Origin of the sequence: Roseovarius lutimaris, assembly GCF_900115165.1 — a bacterium.
GTDB lineage: Bacteria > Pseudomonadota > Alphaproteobacteria > Rhodobacterales > Rhodobacteraceae > Roseovarius > Roseovarius lutimaris.
Map to the genome: position 1 here is coordinate 1 of NZ_FOVP01000040.1, position 16,746 is coordinate 16,746.

13 protein-coding genes and 5 pseudogenes are annotated in these 16,746 nt (G+C 54.2%); 10 read left to right on the plus strand and 8 right to left on the minus strand.

Annotated features, from left to right (window positions below; all coding sequences use genetic code 11):
• Both BMZ91_RS19855 and BMZ91_RS19865 read left to right on the plus strand, forming a co-directional pair.
• Positions 1-312 (plus strand): integrase core domain-containing protein (locus BMZ91_RS19855; RefSeq protein ID WP_143076418.1); only part of this gene is annotated, 312 nt, incomplete at its 5' end.
• A gap of 803 nt (positions 313-1,115) precedes the next feature.
• A complete protein-coding gene (locus BMZ91_RS19865) occupies positions 1,116-1,610 on the plus strand; it encodes a hypothetical protein (protein WP_143076419.1) in 495 nt (164 codons plus the stop codon).
• Between the two features lie 921 nt (positions 1,611-2,531).
• On the opposite strand, the pseudogene BMZ91_RS19875 reads toward BMZ91_RS19865, so the two are convergent.
• Positions 2,532-2,999: pseudogene (locus BMZ91_RS19875) on the minus strand (IS3 family transposase); the annotation flags it as partial.
• A 166-nt stretch (positions 3,000-3,165) separates the two neighbouring features.
• Here BMZ91_RS19875 and BMZ91_RS21865 point away from each other — a divergent pair.
• Positions 3,166-3,285: pseudogene (locus tag BMZ91_RS21865) on the plus strand (IS110 family transposase); the annotation flags it as partial.
• Positions 3,286-3,598: 313 nt separating this feature from the next.
• Here BMZ91_RS21865 and BMZ91_RS19885 read toward each other — a convergent pair.
• On the minus strand, positions 3,599-4,288 hold the full coding sequence (locus BMZ91_RS19885; RefSeq protein WP_092842338.1) for a GntR family transcriptional regulator: 690 nt from the start codon (positions 4,286-4,288) through the stop codon (positions 3,599-3,601).
• A 213-nt stretch (positions 4,289-4,501) separates the two neighbouring features.
• On the opposite strand from BMZ91_RS19885, the gene BMZ91_RS19890 reads away from it, so the two are divergent.
• The 6 genes and pseudogenes from BMZ91_RS19890 to BMZ91_RS19915 all read left to right on the plus strand — a co-directional run.
• Positions 4,502-5,644 (plus strand): mandelate racemase/muconate lactonizing enzyme family protein, encoded by a 1,143-nt coding sequence (locus tag BMZ91_RS19890; RefSeq protein ID WP_177193936.1) that lies wholly within the window; start codon positions 4,502-4,504, stop codon positions 5,642-5,644.
• A gap of 82 nt (positions 5,645-5,726) precedes the next feature.
• Positions 5,727-6,710 carry a TRAP transporter substrate-binding protein gene (locus BMZ91_RS19895; RefSeq protein WP_092842340.1) on the plus strand — a complete coding sequence of 328 codons (984 nt, stop codon included), beginning with the start codon at positions 5,727-5,729 and terminating at the stop codon, positions 6,708-6,710.
• Positions 6,711-6,736: 26 nt separating this feature from the next.
• Positions 6,737-7,234: a TRAP transporter small permease gene (locus BMZ91_RS19900; protein WP_177193937.1), complete on the plus strand. Its 498-nt coding sequence runs from the start codon at positions 6,737-6,739 to the stop codon at positions 7,232-7,234.
• Positions 7,235-7,237: 3 nt separating this feature from the next.
• A complete protein-coding gene (locus BMZ91_RS19905) occupies positions 7,238-8,512 on the plus strand; it encodes a TRAP transporter large permease (protein ID WP_092842342.1) in 1,275 nt (424 codons plus the stop codon).
• Positions 8,513-8,539: 27 nt separating this feature from the next.
• A pseudogene (locus tag BMZ91_RS19910) lies at positions 8,540-8,982 on the plus strand (ATP-binding protein); the annotation flags it as partial.
• A gap of 95 nt (positions 8,983-9,077) precedes the next feature.
• Positions 9,078-9,389, plus strand: a pseudogene (locus BMZ91_RS19915) (transposase); the annotation flags it as partial.
• Positions 9,390-9,413: 24 nt separating this feature from the next.
• Here the strand turns inward: BMZ91_RS19915 and BMZ91_RS19920 are convergent.
• The 6 genes from BMZ91_RS19920 to BMZ91_RS19945 all read right to left on the minus strand — a co-directional run bounded on the left by BMZ91_RS19920 (position 9,414) and on the right by BMZ91_RS19945 (position 15,927).
• The gene (locus tag BMZ91_RS19920; RefSeq protein ID WP_092842343.1) at positions 9,414-10,364 is read right to left on the minus strand and encodes an acetamidase/formamidase family protein; all 951 of its coding nucleotides are present in this window, start codon (positions 10,362-10,364) and stop codon (positions 9,414-9,416) included.
• 26 nt (positions 10,365-10,390) lie between these two features.
• On the minus strand, positions 10,391-11,086 hold the full coding sequence (gene urtE / locus BMZ91_RS19925) for an urea ABC transporter ATP-binding subunit UrtE (RefSeq protein WP_092842344.1): 696 nt from the start codon (positions 11,084-11,086) through the stop codon (positions 10,391-10,393).
• A 2-nt stretch (positions 11,087-11,088) separates the two neighbouring features.
• The gene (gene urtD, locus BMZ91_RS19930) at positions 11,089-11,868 is read right to left on the minus strand and encodes an urea ABC transporter ATP-binding protein UrtD (RefSeq protein WP_092842345.1); all 780 of its coding nucleotides are present in this window, start codon (positions 11,866-11,868) and stop codon (positions 11,089-11,091) included.
• Entirely contained in the window at positions 11,865-12,989 is a 1,125-nt protein-coding gene (gene urtC / locus BMZ91_RS19935) for an urea ABC transporter permease subunit UrtC (RefSeq protein WP_092842346.1), read from the minus strand. The genes urtD and urtC overlap by 4 nt, the downstream gene beginning before the upstream one ends.
• Entirely contained in the window at positions 12,989-14,608 is a 1,620-nt protein-coding gene (gene urtB, locus BMZ91_RS19940; protein WP_092842347.1) for an urea ABC transporter permease subunit UrtB, read from the minus strand. The genes urtC and urtB overlap by 1 nt, the downstream gene beginning before the upstream one ends.
• Before the next feature lie 68 nt (positions 14,609-14,676).
• Positions 14,677-15,927: an urea ABC transporter substrate-binding protein gene (locus BMZ91_RS19945; protein ID WP_092842348.1), complete on the minus strand. Its 1,251-nt coding sequence runs from the start codon at positions 15,925-15,927 to the stop codon at positions 14,677-14,679.
• Between the two features lie 480 nt (positions 15,928-16,407).
• Between BMZ91_RS19945 and BMZ91_RS21870 the strand changes: the two are divergent.
• Positions 16,408-16,746 (plus strand): annotated as a pseudogene (locus BMZ91_RS21870) (transposase); the annotation flags it as partial.

Consider the following 16,746-nt stretch of genomic DNA (forward strand, 5'->3'; position numbering starts at 1 on the left):
GACAACGGCACAGAACTGACTTCGAATGCGATCTCAAAATGGCAGGAGGATCGCAAGGTTGACTGGCACTACATCGCACCGGGCAAGCCCATGCAGAACGGGTTTGTTGAAAGCTTCAATGGCAGGATGCGCGACGAATGCCTGAATGAGCACCTGTTCGACAACCTCCGCCATGCCCGCCAGTTGATCGCGGCATGGCGCACCGACTTCAACCATAACCGCCCACACACAAGCCTCGCTGGCCTGACGCCAGCAGAATATGCTAACCGGTCAGAAGAAGACCAAAACCTGAACAGAGCTAACCCAAATTAGCGGATACAACGGGGAGCAGGTCAAGATCAACGACAGGCAGCGAGCAACACTCTACAACACCGTTCGAAAAGGACTTTAGGCGTTCTTGGACGAAGCGCCAGTTTTCGGCCCTAGTCAGGATGTCTACGCACTTTGCATAGATCAAAGGGTGCTTCAGCTCAAATGGCCGCCACCCTATGTCGCCATCCTTATTATACATCAGAACATAGTTTAGCCCTTCAGTCTCTTGGGGCTTCCAACTAAAAAGTTCTTTCAGCTCAATGTTCTCCGCCTCCGCGAGTGAATGCTCCAAAAGCGGTTGAAAGTTGAAATATGGAGGTAATTCCATATCAAAATACGAGGTCGTCCGGCAGAAATACTCCCGCGCTTCCTGATGACTTAGCTCGTTTATTAAAGTTGGTTTTTCCAAAACGGACTTCCGCGTGTCGAATATGAACAGAATACTATCGACCAGCACAGTAGTCAGGCTGAGGCGCGAGCGTAACCCAAAACGACCACGGCCATCGAACTGATCCAAAGGTCGAAAACGTATGAGAGACCTCTGAATCCAAGCCGAAGTTTCGCTTGGGACCCGCCAAGTAAGGGTCTCTCCAGGGAGCACGGCCTCATCGGATCTTTCACATGAAAGATCCGAAAAATATTTTTCTATAGAAATCAATAACGTAAAGGGGAGGCCTTGGAGAAAACCCGATATTTCTTGGGGGCAAAAATAGATGACACAATATTAAAATCAGCCGGTCGCAATGGACCTTTTCCAAGCGGCCGGCGAACAACTTAACTCAACCGTCTTTAAGGAGAATAGAATGACTACCAACCCCATCGCCGCGAAGCTGATCGCCAAAAAAGCAAAGCCTGAAAACGCCAAAGCCGAGATCTCGGACAACAAGCGCGATACAGGCCAGCGGATTTTCGACACGCTCATGAGATCGACCGAGAAAGAGCTTCTCAAGGAGCAAAAGCTCAATCGCGAGCGCAACAAAGCAATTGTTTCCAACCTGCCTTATGCCCTTGGTGTGCTGGATGAAGAAATGCTGTTGGATTTTTTCGTCGCCCTCGAAGGCTCAGCCCCGGCATCGCAGCGGAAACTTATCGAGACCCACCCCATGCGCCCCGAAGGAGTTTCTGAGCTGGTCGCCGAGGTGGATGCCGCACGCGCCAAGCAAGCCGAGAAGCTCAAAGCGCAACGCGAGGCCGAGCGCCGCGAGAAAGAGCGTGAGCAGTTCGAGCGGCTGCGGCAGAAGTTCGAACCTGCCAAAGATGAGATGTCAGCCCCCGAAGACAGCAAGTCGAAAGGCTGACGGCCATCGTTTGATCACTGCACGCCTTTCATTTTGTGTGCAGTGCCCCCTCACAAGGATGCGCGCTTGCATGCTGGCTTCCGGAATATCAGCAGTTTTGTTCGCCAAAGGCTAAATCCCCCTCCCGCAACCAATTTTACTAAATAAAAACCGTCTCTTAAAGGTCACCTCCGGGTGGCCTTTTGCGTTCACGATATCGACGTGGAAGCACTGTGGAAGCAAACAAAAGTGCAAACCTACCGTGGCAAGGACGCAACGCTAAATAAGTGTATGATATTCGAATCACGGCTTTGAACCGCCGTTGACCGAGTGGACCTACGCTGCGTCTCAGCTTTCGCATTTCTGCCGTTCACCTAGCCGTGTGGCGAGTTCTGATAGGGGTTTACCGTCAAAGTCGTAGAGTTTACCAAATGGGTACGTATAGAAAGCGGTTAGCTGTTGGAAACGGATAGGCCTTTCCCACAGACATTTGGAGACCCACAGTGGGATATGGATATGACGAGCCAGAACCCGAGGTGCCTGATGATCTATTCGAGTGTGCCTTACATCTCCGAAACAATCTTACGTGCTTGACGACCGAAGGAGGGTCAGAATCGGAATACAAGCTCGCGAGATCGAAACTGATGGCCGTGGATTCGATAAAGCGCCTCGTCCCAGATTTCGTGCGGCGGCGACGATGGCGCAACATCTGTTAGGGTTGCGCTCTCCAATGTTGCAAGCGGCCCGGGCTCGTGGGCTTTGCGTCGAGGGCATGTTGCAGAGACATTCAAGCCACTACTTGAATTTCTTGAAGCCGGGGGCAGTGCTGCAGACACCGCTATCACCGATGGGCTTACTGGCTACGACGCTCCTGCTGTACAGAGAGGTGGTCCTGCTTTTTCGACCAGTTTGGAGCCCTGTTAAGGTGGATCAGGGTTTCATTTAGGCTGTCAGTCTCTCTGTTCTCAATTTCGTTTCATATGCTTCGTCTGGGGTCAATATGCCGTGGGTCGAATGCGGGCGTTCAGAGTTGTAGTAGGTCAACCATTTGCGGATGCCAGCCCGCATTTCTGAACCCGTCTCAAAGGCGTTCAGATAGATGCATTCATACTTCAGCGACCGCCAGAGCCGTTCGATCATCCGATTGTCTATCCAGCGGCCTTTACCATCCATCGATATTTTCACGTCGGCGTCTTTCAATGCCTGCGTCCATTCAAAGCCCGTGAACTGACGGCCCTGATCGCTGTTCATGATCCCGGGCTTGCCATATTTTGCAATGGCCTCTTTCAGGGCTTCAACACAAAAGTCTGCCTCCATGCTGTTTGACAAACGCCAGGACAGAACTTTGCGACTGTACCAGTCCATAATCGCCACCAAATATAGGAACCCGCGCCGCATGGGGGTGTAGGTTCTTTAATTGATCATCTGCGCTCGTTGATATTGTCGCGTGTATCGGCCACCTGCAAGGTTCTTTTCGAAGTCATCCTATTTGGCGCTTCATCTCGGCATCCAAGGCGTCGACTTCCCTAAGGAGATATTCGCGATGCGTAGAAGCGTCTGGATCAACCGAATGCGTGAGCGGCGGCATCCAAATGTAGTTGCAGTGGGCCTTGCCAACAAAAATGCCCGAATTGTGTGGTCTATCTTGTCCAAGAACGAGGACTACCGCGGACCCGAAACGCCACAAGCCGTCTGAGAAGAGCTCAGAACAAAACGAGTAAAGGAGGACACTCCCGACAGAATTGCAGCAACTTGGCAAGAGATGGTGAGACGACACGTTCCGAAGCTTCGCAAACCTGATGTGTGGACCGGCAAGGCGAAAGCCGATGCCTTGGAGCCAATGAGGAAGAAGCGAGCGGAAATCCATTGGGGCTCGCGGCGACGATATCTCGGGCCGCATTCAGAAGCCGGATATACGTCAGCAATCGTGAAACCCAATCCACCTCAAACTAAGGCGTTGCAATAGAGCGGGGTCGATATACGTCCACACATGACAATGTCCAGATCACCTATTGGGCGGTTTCCTCTTTTCGTAGATGGGCAATAATCTCCGCGCCGCTCTCCAGGCAGTGCTTTGTAAAAGCTTCCTCGGCCTGGGATGGTCCACCTTCTAGGATTGCATCGACCAAAGCCTTATGGCGGCTTTGTATGTGATTGTGATTCACTTGAAGCACGGTCGACGAAGCAATGCAGAGCAGCACCTGTTGACCGACAAGTTGATACTGCTCGCTTAGTCGACTATGTCCAGCAAGATCGATCACCGCCTTGTGGAACGCGATGTCGGCACGGTTCACCGCACCTATGCTAATATCGGCAGCCTGCGTTGTTTCTGAAAGCCTCTCCCACGCTGCCAGAATTGTTCTGCGCTTTGCGGCATCTAATGTCTCTGCAGTGATACGCGCCCCGAGGCCTTCTAACGAGGCCCGTAGCGTTGAAAGCTCCCATGCGTCGTGGGAAGTGAGGCTCATGACGTTCCAGCCCGAAAAGGGTCGACGCACGACGAGCCCCTCAGTCGCAAGTTGGTGCAATGCCGCTCGAATCGTACCTCGCGATACGTTGAGTTCATCACTGAGTTGCTGTTCAGTCAAACGGCTATTTTGGGCGATTTGGCTACTTAAGATTGCTTGGCGTAACACATCTGCTGCGGAAGAATCGAGGCTTTCCCTTGCTGCAGACCGAAGCCCGTATTGCTTTGTCATAGTTGTCCCTGGTCGAAATTCGTTGGCAATGGTTTGTACGCTTGTCCGAAACTAGCACCTCCTATCCTTGCCCGGACGGTAAAACGTCTAGGTTCGGTCTCGGAAAAACTGATCATCATCCATCTTCATAACTGAATTCTCTTTACAAGGCCACGTGGTAATGTAAGTAATTAATTGTCAGCAATTAACAAAATGTGTCGCAGGTTATTACCCATGTCCAAAATGTCAGCTTCTCAACCGGTTACTCAAGGCAGCGGCGATCGTATCGTCAGCGCCGAAACCATTTTAATTTCCATACCCTTTCGGGAGGGCGCGCAGCCTGTCTGGAGTTTTGGAGGAACGCCAAAAAACACTTTCGACACTCTTCTTGTGCGAATTGAGACAGAAGCGGGTATTATTGGTTGGGGCGAAGCATTTAGCCGCGGTGAAGATGCTACCTTAGCTGCCTTGATTTCCTCACGTGTCCTGCCGCTCGTGGTTGGGCGGGATGCTAGTCAGATTTCTAAAATCAAGCACGAAATTGAATTTCAATTACAGAATTTCGGTCGCAACGGCTCACTGAATTACGGTGTATCGGCTGTAGACATCGCCCTTTGGGACATAGCCGCTAAGCGTGCAGGGGTGCCGCTCGTAAAGCTCCTTGGCGGATCGTTCCGATCTGAAGTAGACGTCTATGCAAGCCTTCTCCGCTACGGCACAGCTGATGGCGTGGTGGCCGCCTGTGAAGACGCGATCGCGCGCGGTTATCGTGCCATCAAGCTCCACGAGATTGAAGTTGATCTGATCGAGATTGCCGCCGAAGCATGTGCTGGCCGAGCTCGAGTTATGGCTGATGTCAACTGTCCATGGTCGCCCGCTGTGGCTATACGCCATAACCAAAGTTTGCAGACGTCCTCACTCCACTGGCTTGAAGAGCCTGTATGGCCCCCGGAGGACTACATCGGCTTGGCCCGGGTTCGTGCCGCCAGTTCGACGCCCATTGCGGCTGGAGAGAATGCCGGTGGGCTCTCCGAGTTCGTTGCCATGGTTCAGGCCAATGCGATCGACATCGCTCAGCCCGATATCGCAAAATCTGGCGGCGTTACCGAGTTGCGTAGGATCGTAGCGTTCTGCGAGGCCAACGCTATTCGCTTCGAACCGCACTGCGCTTTGTTCGGCCCAGGTCAAATAGCCACTGTTCATCTTGCCGCAAGCATCCAGTCGGCGCCAATGTTGGAACGTCTTTTCTGCGACTTCGAAGCTGAATTGTACGACGGTGCGACAATTCCAAAGAACGGAGTTGTTTCGGTGCCGAGCTCGCCGGGGCTTGGCATTGATCCGAATCCAGATGTTATCGCGCGCTACCGAGTGAGGTAAGTTCGGACCGCCGACGGCATGCTCTTCAACCCTAAAATATAAAATATAAAACAACCCAAAAATATAAACTCGGAGGCTCTCAATGTATATAAAATCTCTAAAAGCTGCAGCATGTGCCGCGCTAATGTCAGTATCTCTATACAGCGCACCAGCTAATGCCGCAGATGTCACCTTATCATGGACGTTTGTTAATCCGATGGATAGCCATTTCGGGGCCGCAGCTAGGGCATTCAAGGAACACGTGGAAGCCGAGAGCGATGGCCACATTAAGGTGGAAATTTTTCCAGCCGGCGCCCTCGGTGGGGAGCGCGAAATCTTGGAGGGCTTGCAGTTCGGTTCTATAGATATCGGCCATACGAGCACCACAGTCGCTGGAAATTTTATACCTGAATTATTAGTATTTGATGTGCCATTTCTGTTCCGCGATGCTGCTCACGCGCGCGCGGTACTTGATGGACCGATCGGCAGCGAAATTCTTGCTGCCGCCCAAGGCTACGGAATAACCGGCTTAGGTTTCGGGGAGAACGGACTTCGCCATTTGACGAACAGTCGGCATCCAGTGCGCACGCCTGACGATTTGTCCGGCCTTACTATCCGCACGATGGAAAACGAGATCCACATAAAGGCCTTTGCGACGCTTGGTGCACGGCCAGTCCCATTGGCGTGGCCAGAGCTCTATGCAGCACTGCAGCAAGGGGTGGTCGATGGACAAGAAAATCCCATCGCCAATATTTTGACTGCAAACTTTTATGAAGTGCAGCCGTACATGACACTCACTGGGCATGTCTACGCCCCGTCACTCGTTGCGATGAACACTTCGTCATGGGCACGGCTTTCCGACGAAGACAAGGCGATTGTCCAAGGTGGCGTCGTAAAAGCCATAGCAGTGCAACGCGCTGCCGTTGAGACGTACGAGGCCGAAGGTATTGCTCAGCTGCGGGAACGCGGCATTGAAATTGAGGAAATCGACCGCGACGAGTTCGCCGCGAAGTTGGCGCCGGCATATGAAACATTTTCTGAACGCTTCGGTGCTGATGTACTCGACGCAATCCGCGACTATAAATGAGCAGAGGTAATCGAACGATCGACCACATGATCCGAGGAACCCAACGTGTAGGTGTCGTCGCGGATCGTATTGTGCAAATCGTCGCTTCGGCGGTCGCTGTGACAGCTCTCGTTGTGGCTGTGATCGCCGGTACTCAACAAATCGCCACACGGTTCCTGACCGACCAACCAGCGGTTACATCAGAGTACATCCTGCGCGCGAGCCTGATCTGGATGACATTCAGTGCACTTCCGTTGTGCATTCGTGCAGGGTGGCTCGTTCGAGTGGACTTCATAAACGCCATCGTTTCGGCTCGAACATCCCGATTCCTTGGGTTTCTTTCGGCCGCAGCGACGGCGGCAGTGATGATCCTCATCCTCGTTGCTGGTGTCGAGATTCTTGACCGAGTACGCCTTCAGCACGTGCCGGTACTCGGTATATCTATCGCGTGGATATATTTCGCAATTCCGTTTGGCGCGGCCATGAGTCTTGTCACCCTAGCGACCGGGGGCCTTGGCCGTAGCAAACTAAATGGAGAAATTTGACCCTTGGGATCTGCAATCTTAATTTCGTTGGCCGTGCTCCTTGTGATCGCGACACCAATTGCAGTCGCGCTCCTTGGCGCAAGTGCAATCAGCATGGCACTTTTTACACCGCTGCCCAAGATCATCGTCGTCCAACAGCTCTATTCCGCACTCGACAAGTTCCCACTTGCGGCAATTCCCTTCTTTATTCTTTCCGGCAACATCATGAACGCAGGTGGATTATCGAAGCGCCTCGTGGAGTTTGCTCTCTCTTTAGTAGGGAGCATTCGCGGCGGATTGCCAGCCGCTTGCGTCATTACGTGTATGATTTTTGCGGCTGTATCTGGCTCCTCAGTGGCGACGACATTCGCCGTCGGCGCCATTGTCATCCCGACGATGACGCGAAGCGGTTTCCCCGTCGGGTGGGCGGCTTCGCTTCAGGCCACCTCTGCAGAACTCGGGGTAATCATTCCGCCTAGCATTCCGATGATCATCTTTGGACTAAGCGCCAACGTCTCGATCGGTGAGCTTTTTATTGCCGGAATCTTACCCGGAATACTGATCGGCGCTACTCTAATTGGATTTGTGATCGGCTGGTCGTTCTTGATGGGTTACGGGAAGAGCGCCGGACACGCGCCCTCGATCCTTCGTGCGACGCGTCGCGCAATGTGGCCACTCTTGATGCCGGTAATAGTACTTGGCGGCATTTACGGCGGTGTGTTTACCCCCACCGAAGCGTCGATTGTGGCCGTCCTCTTCTCTCTTAGCATTAGTACGCTAGTCTATCGCTCTGTAACTCTAAAGGCCATCTTTGAGGCCTTTCGTCAAAGCGTCATGCAATCCTGTGGCATCCTCTTTATTATTGCCGCAGCAGGACTCTTTGGATTCCTGATCACCCGTGCGGGGTTACCGTCCGACCTTTCGGCTTGGCTCGCAACTACTTTCGACACGCGATGGTCCTTTCTCTTAGCCATTAATATCGCACTATTGATTGTGGGGATGTTTATCGAAACGTCAGCAGGAATCCTAATGTTAGCTCCGATTTTGACCCCGATTGCCATTACTATGGGAATTGACCCGGTCCATTTTGGCATCATCATGATTGTAAATCTGGCAGTGGGTATGATAACCCCACCATTTGGAGTCAATCTTTTTGCCGCAAGCATTGTATCCGGTGCACCGGTGTCCAAGATGATACGCCATCTTATACCTTTCGTAAGCGCTATGCTTGCCTGCCTCGCTTTGATAGTCATGGTCCCTTGGATATCTTTAGTACTGCGGGATCTGGTATACCCTTAAGATGAGGTCAACAGGTGCTCCTCTGGTATTGCCAAACAATGGGCGGCAGAAGGCATTGATCATTTTCGCTAGCTTTTACGCCTCACCGAACTGGAGCTCATCGACCGGGAGCGGCGAATGGTGAAACGCCGGATCAAGGCTGCGAAGTTCCCCGCTACCAAAAGCCTCGATAGCTTCGACTTCAAGGCCATGCCCTCGTTGAACAAGATGCTGGTGATGGAGCTGGCACGCTGTGATTACATTGCCCGCAACGAGAACATCATCGCCGTGGGAAACAGCGGCACCGGCAAGACGCATATCGCCCTCGCCCTCGGCCTTGGACTGGCGGCGTGTCAGAAGGGCCTGGCTGTCGGTTTTATCACCGCATCGGATCGGCTTTAGTCCATGAGCTCCTCGAAGCCCGAGATGAGAAGCGCTTGCTGCGACTGCAGAAACAACTGAGCAAATACAGCCTGCTGATCATTGATGAGGAGAAACGCGCGAAAGTTGGTGATGCCTTGAGGGGCGGCATATCATGGCGGTGTTCAGACGCCGTCGATTCTCTGGTGAGAAAAGGATATGCCACATGCAAGAGATTACCATTACCCAACTGCCCGATCCATCGGGATTTAATGCCGACCCGTTCACGGATATCATCCGCGATGGCGCGCGCAAGCTGATCGAACAGGCGATCCACGCCGAGCTAGCGACGCTCATGGCGGCCTTTTCCAACGAAAAGCTTGAGGATGGTCGGGCACGTCTTGTTCGTCGTCATGGTCACCTACCGGAACGCGATGTGATGACCGGCATTGGTCCGGTGCCCGTGAAGGTGCCGCGGGTTCGGAATCGGGGTGCTTACGACGACAAGATCACCTTCACGCCCAGCATCTTGCCGCGTTAGCCGATACTTGGCGGATGGGTTTCAATCGCTCAACCATTCCTTTTTGAACATCATGTGAACGCCTTTTTCACCGTCCACAACCTGCGTAATTCGCAGATCACCAGCAAGAGAAAGTAGCATGTAGGCATGATTTCGCGTCAAGCCCGCGCGGTTCGCGACCACGTCAATCATATCCCTCACGGCTTTGCGCATCGCCTCGTCAAGATCTTCATCGAAGCCCATTGATATCAGGTACTCTGCATTTTCGGCAAAGGGCGTTTTCAGCTGCATATCCTTGCGCACGGTAAGTCGGAACTTGCCAGTGAGAGCCGTCTCGACCGCAGCAATGCAGACTTCTCCGTCGCCCTGACGACCGTGACCGTCGCCTGCCGAAAACAGAGCACCTTCTTGGAAAACGGGTAGGTAGAGAGTCGTTCCCGGTTTGAGTTCCTTGTTGTCCATGTTGCCGCCCATGGCGCGTGGCTCCGGTGTCCCGATGCGACCCCACTCCGAAGGGGGTGCAACGGCCATGATGCCAAAGAATGGTTCGAGTGGCAGTTCAAGTCCCCAAGGCATGCGGCAAACACCCGCTTCTTGATCAATAGCGATGTGCAAGCGTTCGTAGTCCGTGAACTCATCCGGCAGCGCGCCGAGCAGCGGCATGATCGCAGTAAAACCCCAGTCCTGCGCGGTTTTCACTTCCAGAATATCCACTTGCAGAACGTCGCCAGGCATTGCCCCGTCCACGTAAACTGGGCCGGTAACCATATGGGGCCCCGCGCCCTTATTGGACTTGTGCGCGTCCATTGCGGCCAGATGTGCAGGTAAAACGGTACCTTTACCCTCTGGCGGAAGATCAGGCGGGTCACAGGCCGGAAGAGCATGCAGCAAGACCTCATCGCCTGAGGCGACCGTGGCCACCGGTTTTGTGGCGGGGTCAAAATATCCCCAGAATACGTTTTCCGGTTTCCAGTCGATTTCATAGTTGGCCATGTGTTGCCTTTCTCTTGTGTTGGGTTTCAGACTGTCAGGAGTGCTGCCACGTCATCTGCGTCCATTGATGCCCCGCGGCCCGATTTGACCACCCGGCCTCTATCAAGCACGACATAATCATCGGCCACTGAGAGAGCAAACTCGTAGTATTGCTCGACCAAAAGGATCGCCATGCGACCCTTCAGGTCACGGATCGCATCTTCGATCGCCTGTACGATCGAAGGCTGGATCCCTTCTGTAGGCTCGTCGAGGATCAGGACCTTCGGGCGGGATGCAAGTGCCCGTCCGATCGCAAGTTGCTGCTGCTGACCGCCGGAAAGGTCTCCACCACGGCGCGTCCACATCTCACCTAAAACAGGGAAAAGGCTCACGATCTCGTCTCGCAAAGTATCGGGTTCACTGACACGATGATTGCGCAGAACGATCTCGATATTCTGACCAACACTAAGATCAGAAAAGATTTCGCGTCCCTGCGGTACGTACCCGAGGCCCCTGCGAGCCCGTTTGTGCGATGGCGCCGTTGTCACATCTTGCCCGTCGAGGAGGATAGTGCCTGAGGTTGCAGGCATCACGCCGACCAGCGTTTGCAACAGTGTTGTTTTGCCCGCGCCGTTTCGGCCCAGGATTGCGGTACAACTGTCCTTTTCGACACCGAAACTAACGCCGTCCAACGCCAGTGCGGAGCCATAGTGCTGTGTCAGCTGGGAAATATTCAAAAGCATGCTCACCGTCCCAAATACACAGCGCGAACCTGTGCATCCTGTCGTGCGTCTTCCATCCGGCCTTCGAAGATTGGGTTGCCTTCGTGCAGAACCGTGACGCGATCCGCGATTTCTTCAACGAAGGCCATGTCGTGTTCGATCACCAGCACCGCCCGCTCTGGCGAGCGCAGGCGGCGCACGAGATCCGCCGTATGGCTGGTTTCCTCATCGGTCATCCCCGCCACGGGTTCGTCCAGCATCAGCAGCTTTGGCCTCTGCATCAGCAGCATACCTATTTCCAGCCACTGTTTCTGGCCGTGCGCCAGGACGCCTGCGGATAGATCAGCCTGCGCGCTCAGCCCGATTTCATTAAGTACCTCACCCACGCGGGCAACGCGGCGCCGATCGCTCCAGTTGCGCAGCTCGGCAAGGATAGAGCGGGGCTTCAGCCTGAGTGCTATCTCAAGGTTTTCGCGTACGCTCAACGCCTCAAAAACCGATGGTTTCTGGAATTTGCGCCCGACGCCCGCCAGTGCGATTGTAGGTTCGTCGAGGCCGAGCAGATCAATGCTACCATCAAGGCGGACAGTGCCCTTTTTCGGTTTGGTCTTGCCGGTAATCACATCCATCATGGTTGTTTTGCCCGCACCGTTTGGGCCGATGACTCCATGAACTTCGCCGTAGCGGGCAATGAACGTAAGATGTGGGATAGCGACGAAATCGCCGAAGGAAACCCGCAAGCCATCAATCTGGATCGCTTGCGCCCCGGGTGTAGGATTTTTTTGATCGGTCACTGCTGTCATGCCGCTGGCCTCGCTGAAGCTTTGCGTGTCTTAGCGCGCGAAGGGCGTCTTAGCATGGCAAGTTTCAGGTCAAGGAGACCGTTGGGTAGAAGTGTGACGACCAATAGGACCACACCGGCCAGAATGAAGGGCCAAAGCTCCGGCACGAAGCCTGTGAGCCAGAACTTGAGCGCACTGATGATCGCGGCACCAATGACCGCGCCCGACAGCGCGCCCCGTCCGCCAAGGGCCACCCAAACGGCGATTTCGATCGAGACCTCAGCCGACAGCAGCCGTGGGTTGATGATGCCCACCTGCGGCACATAAAGGGCGCCCGCTATGGCGGCGAGGACGCCGGACAGGCACCAGACAGCAAGCTTGGGCCATAGCGTATCATACCCCATAAACCGCAGCCGCGCCTCATCATCGCGGATCGCGATCAGAAGTCGGCCAAAGGGCGAACGCATCAAAGCGCCGCACGTTAGAAATGCCACCAGCAGAACCAGAACAGATGTAGTCGCCAGCCCGATAACCAAATTACTTGACCCGATATCGTTGCCAAGAAGGGTGGTAAATCCTGTCATACCGTTGTTGCCGCCAAAGCCTGTATCATTGCGGAACATCAGCAGCATAGCGACATAGGTCAGCGCCTGTGTGATGATGGCGAAATAAACACCACTGACACGGCTGCGGAATGAGACGTATCCATACAAAAAAGCCACCAGTCCAGGTACGACAAGAATAAGCAGCATCGCATAGGGAAAACTTTCGAACAGTACCCAATAGGACGGTAATTCATTCCAGCCCATGAAGGTCATGATATCGGGCGTGACACCGCCATAGACATAGCCGGACTTCAGCATGTGCATGGCGATCAGGTAACCGCCCATCGCAAAGAACAGCCCATGGCCCAAAGACAAAATGCCGGCAAAGCCCCAGATCAAATCCAGCGCCAACGCGAGAAGCGCGAAAGTGGCAATCTGGCCGATAATGTTTGCGAGGTATGGCGATATCCCGGCGCTGCTGCCCGAAAGAGGCCCCCCGAGCACGGGAAGAGAGATCAGCAACAAAAATAGGGTGCCCGCCACGATGCGGAAAAGTAGCGGACTGTCGACACGCGCGGCTGTTTGGTCATTGGCCATCAGCGCCGTCCTTTCGGTGCGAACAATCCTTCAGGGCGCCATTGGATGAAGACGATCACCATCAGCAACACGAAAACCTTGGCGGCAACGGCTCCGTAAATCGGCTCGATGATCACATTGATCTGCCCGATTCCGAGAGCTGCTATGATAGCTCCTATAAGGCTGCCGACCCCGCCAAGTACTACCACCATGAAACTGTCTACGATGAAACCCGTGCCCATGCCGGGATTGACGTTGTAGAGCGGCGACAGCGCCAGACCGGCCAGACCGGCAAGGCCAGAGCCAAGCGCAAAGGCCATCATATCCGTCCGCCGCGTGTCGATCCCGACAGCACCCGCCATTGACCGGTTCTGCGTAACAGCGCGCACATTCATCCCAAAGAGTGACTTCCGTAGCAACACAACAACGGCGATAAAGGCAAGGACGGCTATTGCGATCGCAAAGAGTCGGTTCGACGTCATGATGAAATCCCCAATGATAGGAAACCCGCCTGCAACGTAACCGGGCTGGTGAAATTCTAGGTTTTGCGACCCGATGGTCACACGCACCGTGTTGATCAGCAGGATCGAAATTGCCCAAGTTGCCAGCAGCGTCATCAGGGGGCGGTCGTATAGCCTACGAATGACCAGCACTTCCATGATCAGACCGACCAACGCAGCGGCAAGAAACGAAACCGGGATCGCAATGATGAGGTAATAATCCAGCAATCCCGGAAGGGCGTACCTGATCGCCTCTTGCGTAAACCAGGCGGCATAGGCGCCGACCATGATCAATTCACCCTGCGCCAGATTGATAACGCCCATCAGTCCGAAAATGATTGCAAGCCCCAAGGCTGCCAGAAACAACACGCTCGCATAACTGGCCCCGGCATAAAGCGTTGCCAGAACCTGCCCGATTGCAAGCGTTCGGTCGATGCTGGCAAGAGCCGTTTCGCCGGATGCGATCACGGCGGCATCTGTCTCGGATTTGATGGCTTCCGCAATCGTCGTGCGATTGCGCAATGTCGCATCTTCGGCGATTGCTTCGATTGCGCCGATACGGTTTGTCGGATCGGCATCCGACAACAAAAGGCTGGCGCGTAGAGTCGTCAGTACCGCGCGGACGTCCGGATCTGTTTCAAGCTCCAGTGCCGCGCCTATGTTCGTAGCGGTCGCAGCCTCGCGGCGTCTGTCGATGTAACTTGCGGCACTCAATCTTTCAGCGGCTTCAGCTTCGGTATAAAGACGCAAAACGGCATTTGCGCTTGAAGCCACGGCCCTCAGACGCAGGTTCACGGATGGCGCATCCAGACCTTCCGGGTCAACGCCAATAGTGGGCTCGAGCGTTTCAGCCATTATGGGGCCGGCATTGCCGTCAATTACTGCGATACCGTCGCCACAGCGAAGATCGCGCCCCTCGAAGGCGTCGACAATCGCCCGTGCCCAGTTGGCTCCTGCCTCTCCATGTTCGACGCCAGCACTTGCAAGCTGACCCAGCGCGGACTGTTGCGCCGCGAAGTCACCCGAACAAATCTCTGCAAGGATCGCTGTGCGATCCTGAGAATTGGCAGGCAATGACGCGGCGATCACCAGCACAAGCGGTATGAAAAATCGCGCGAAAAATTGGCGGATAGGCAGCATAATTGTGTCCAGACTAGACGCAGGAAATATGCAGCCCGCGCAAGCGGGTTGCATCAGATTTGAACGCATCAGGTGTTCATGTAAGGGCTGAAAGGAACAGGTTCCGGTGTGTCAGGTGATTGCCACAAGATGTCAAAGCCCTGGCTCTCGTTGAGCGATCCAATGAACACGCCGCGTTTGACGTAGTTATTCTCACCAGTCATCGAGATTTCGTAGCCCGAGGGGCATGCAAAGGTCAGGCCAGCACTGGCGTCACGGACTGCAGGCACGTCGAACGACCCGGCTTTTTCTGCCGCAAGTGCCCAGAGGTGGACGCCATCATAAGTTGAAATCATTGGATCGATAGCCACGTCTGGCCGGAACGGAACGTCATTGGTTTCAACGTAGCTCGCCCAGTTCGCGAGGAACTCCTGATTGCTCGGCCCTTCTGCATTTTGCAGATACGCCCAACAGTTCAGGTGGCCCACAAGCGACGACGTGTCCAGCCCTTCAAAATCCGCCTCAAGCGCGTCGAGGCCCAGAACGGGCACGTCGAAAGCGCTGACGCCCTGGTTGACATACTCGCGAAAGAAATCAGGGATTGAATTGCCGACCACGGTGAGAATGACCACAGGTTGTCCACCGGGCTGGTTCGCGAACTCGCGAATCTCGTTGATGAGTGTCTGGAAGTTCGAATGTCCAAACGGAACGTACTCTTCCCGCCATGCGTCTGGCTCAATGCCCTGTTCAGCCCAGTAACCCTTGAGTTGCTGGTTGATCGTCCGGGGCCAAACGTAGTCGGATCCGAGCATGAAGAAGCGCTTGGCGGAACCACCTTCTTCGCTCATCAGGTACTTGACTGCCGGCAGAACCGAAGAAGAGGGCGGCGAATTCAGATAGACGACGTTCTTGGAATTCTCTTCGCCTTCGAAGTGCAGTGGGTAATACAACAATGCATCGTTTTGCTCGACCACAGGCAGAACCGTTTTACGGCTTACTGACGTCCAGCACCCAAAGGTCGCGGCAACCTCTTCCTGCTGGATCAATTGACGTCCCAGTTGCGCGTACAGCGGCCAGTCCGATCCGGGGTCAGTCGTGACAACCTCTACGGTTTTACCAAGCACGCCACCTTTCGCGTTGATTTCTTCGGCAGCCATGCGAGCTACGAAGTTCAAGCGGCCTTCAATGTTTGCCATCGTACCTGATGATGAAAACAAACATCCAAGCTTGACAGTATCGGAATGGGCGGCAGCAAATGTCTTCTGTGCGACCCAAGGTGATGAAATAACCGACCCGGCACTTGCCGTGATCAAGCCCTTCACAAAACTACGACGTTTCATAAATCTCTCCTTTTGCGATGCGCCGAGCTTGGCACAAGGGCTAGAAAGAGTGACGAAAGGGATTAGACCAGAACTTCGGCGCACTTTATCGCTATCAGCTCTTGATTTTTGGCTCACGAGGATATTTTAAGCAATGATTTTAGTCGTTTGCTCAATCTTCAACCGTGTTTGGTTTGGATTTCTCAAATACTTTTTCCAGCCTGTGCGATCCGGCCAACCAGTTTATGACGTTTTAATAGTCACTGATTTTCCAGCGTTTGATAGCGGTGGGAAGGGCTATGGTACGCACATTTTCAAGGCCCGCCCGTTCACGGACACGTCGCCACGGATGCTGCATGTCGGTGGCATACCCAACCGCTCCGGTACCTCGGTCACCGTCGACGCCGCTTTTGTTGAGGCCAATCTGGGTGAGCTTGGAATAGCCCCTGAAAGTGGTCCACCACCTGGGATAGATTTGTCCCGTAACTTGGAGGATCAGCGATGGCTGGAGAACGAGAGAAACCCGAAGATATTGTATCGAAGCTTCGGCAGGTTGAAGTTCTGCAGGGACAAGGCGCGACGATTGCCGAGGCGGTGCGTTAGATCGGCGTGACACAGCAGACTTTTTATCGATGGCGAAAGCTCTACGGCGGGATGCAGCGGTCACAGCTGGCTCGGCTTAAAGAGCTGGAGAAAGAGAACCAGCGGCTGCGGCGGGCGGTATCTGATTTGACCCTGGATAAGCTCATCCTGAGCGAAGCAGCAAAGGGAAACTTCTAAGCCCTTCACGTCGCCGGAAGTGCATCGACCATGTGCGGCAGGAGCTTGGCGTGTCTGAGC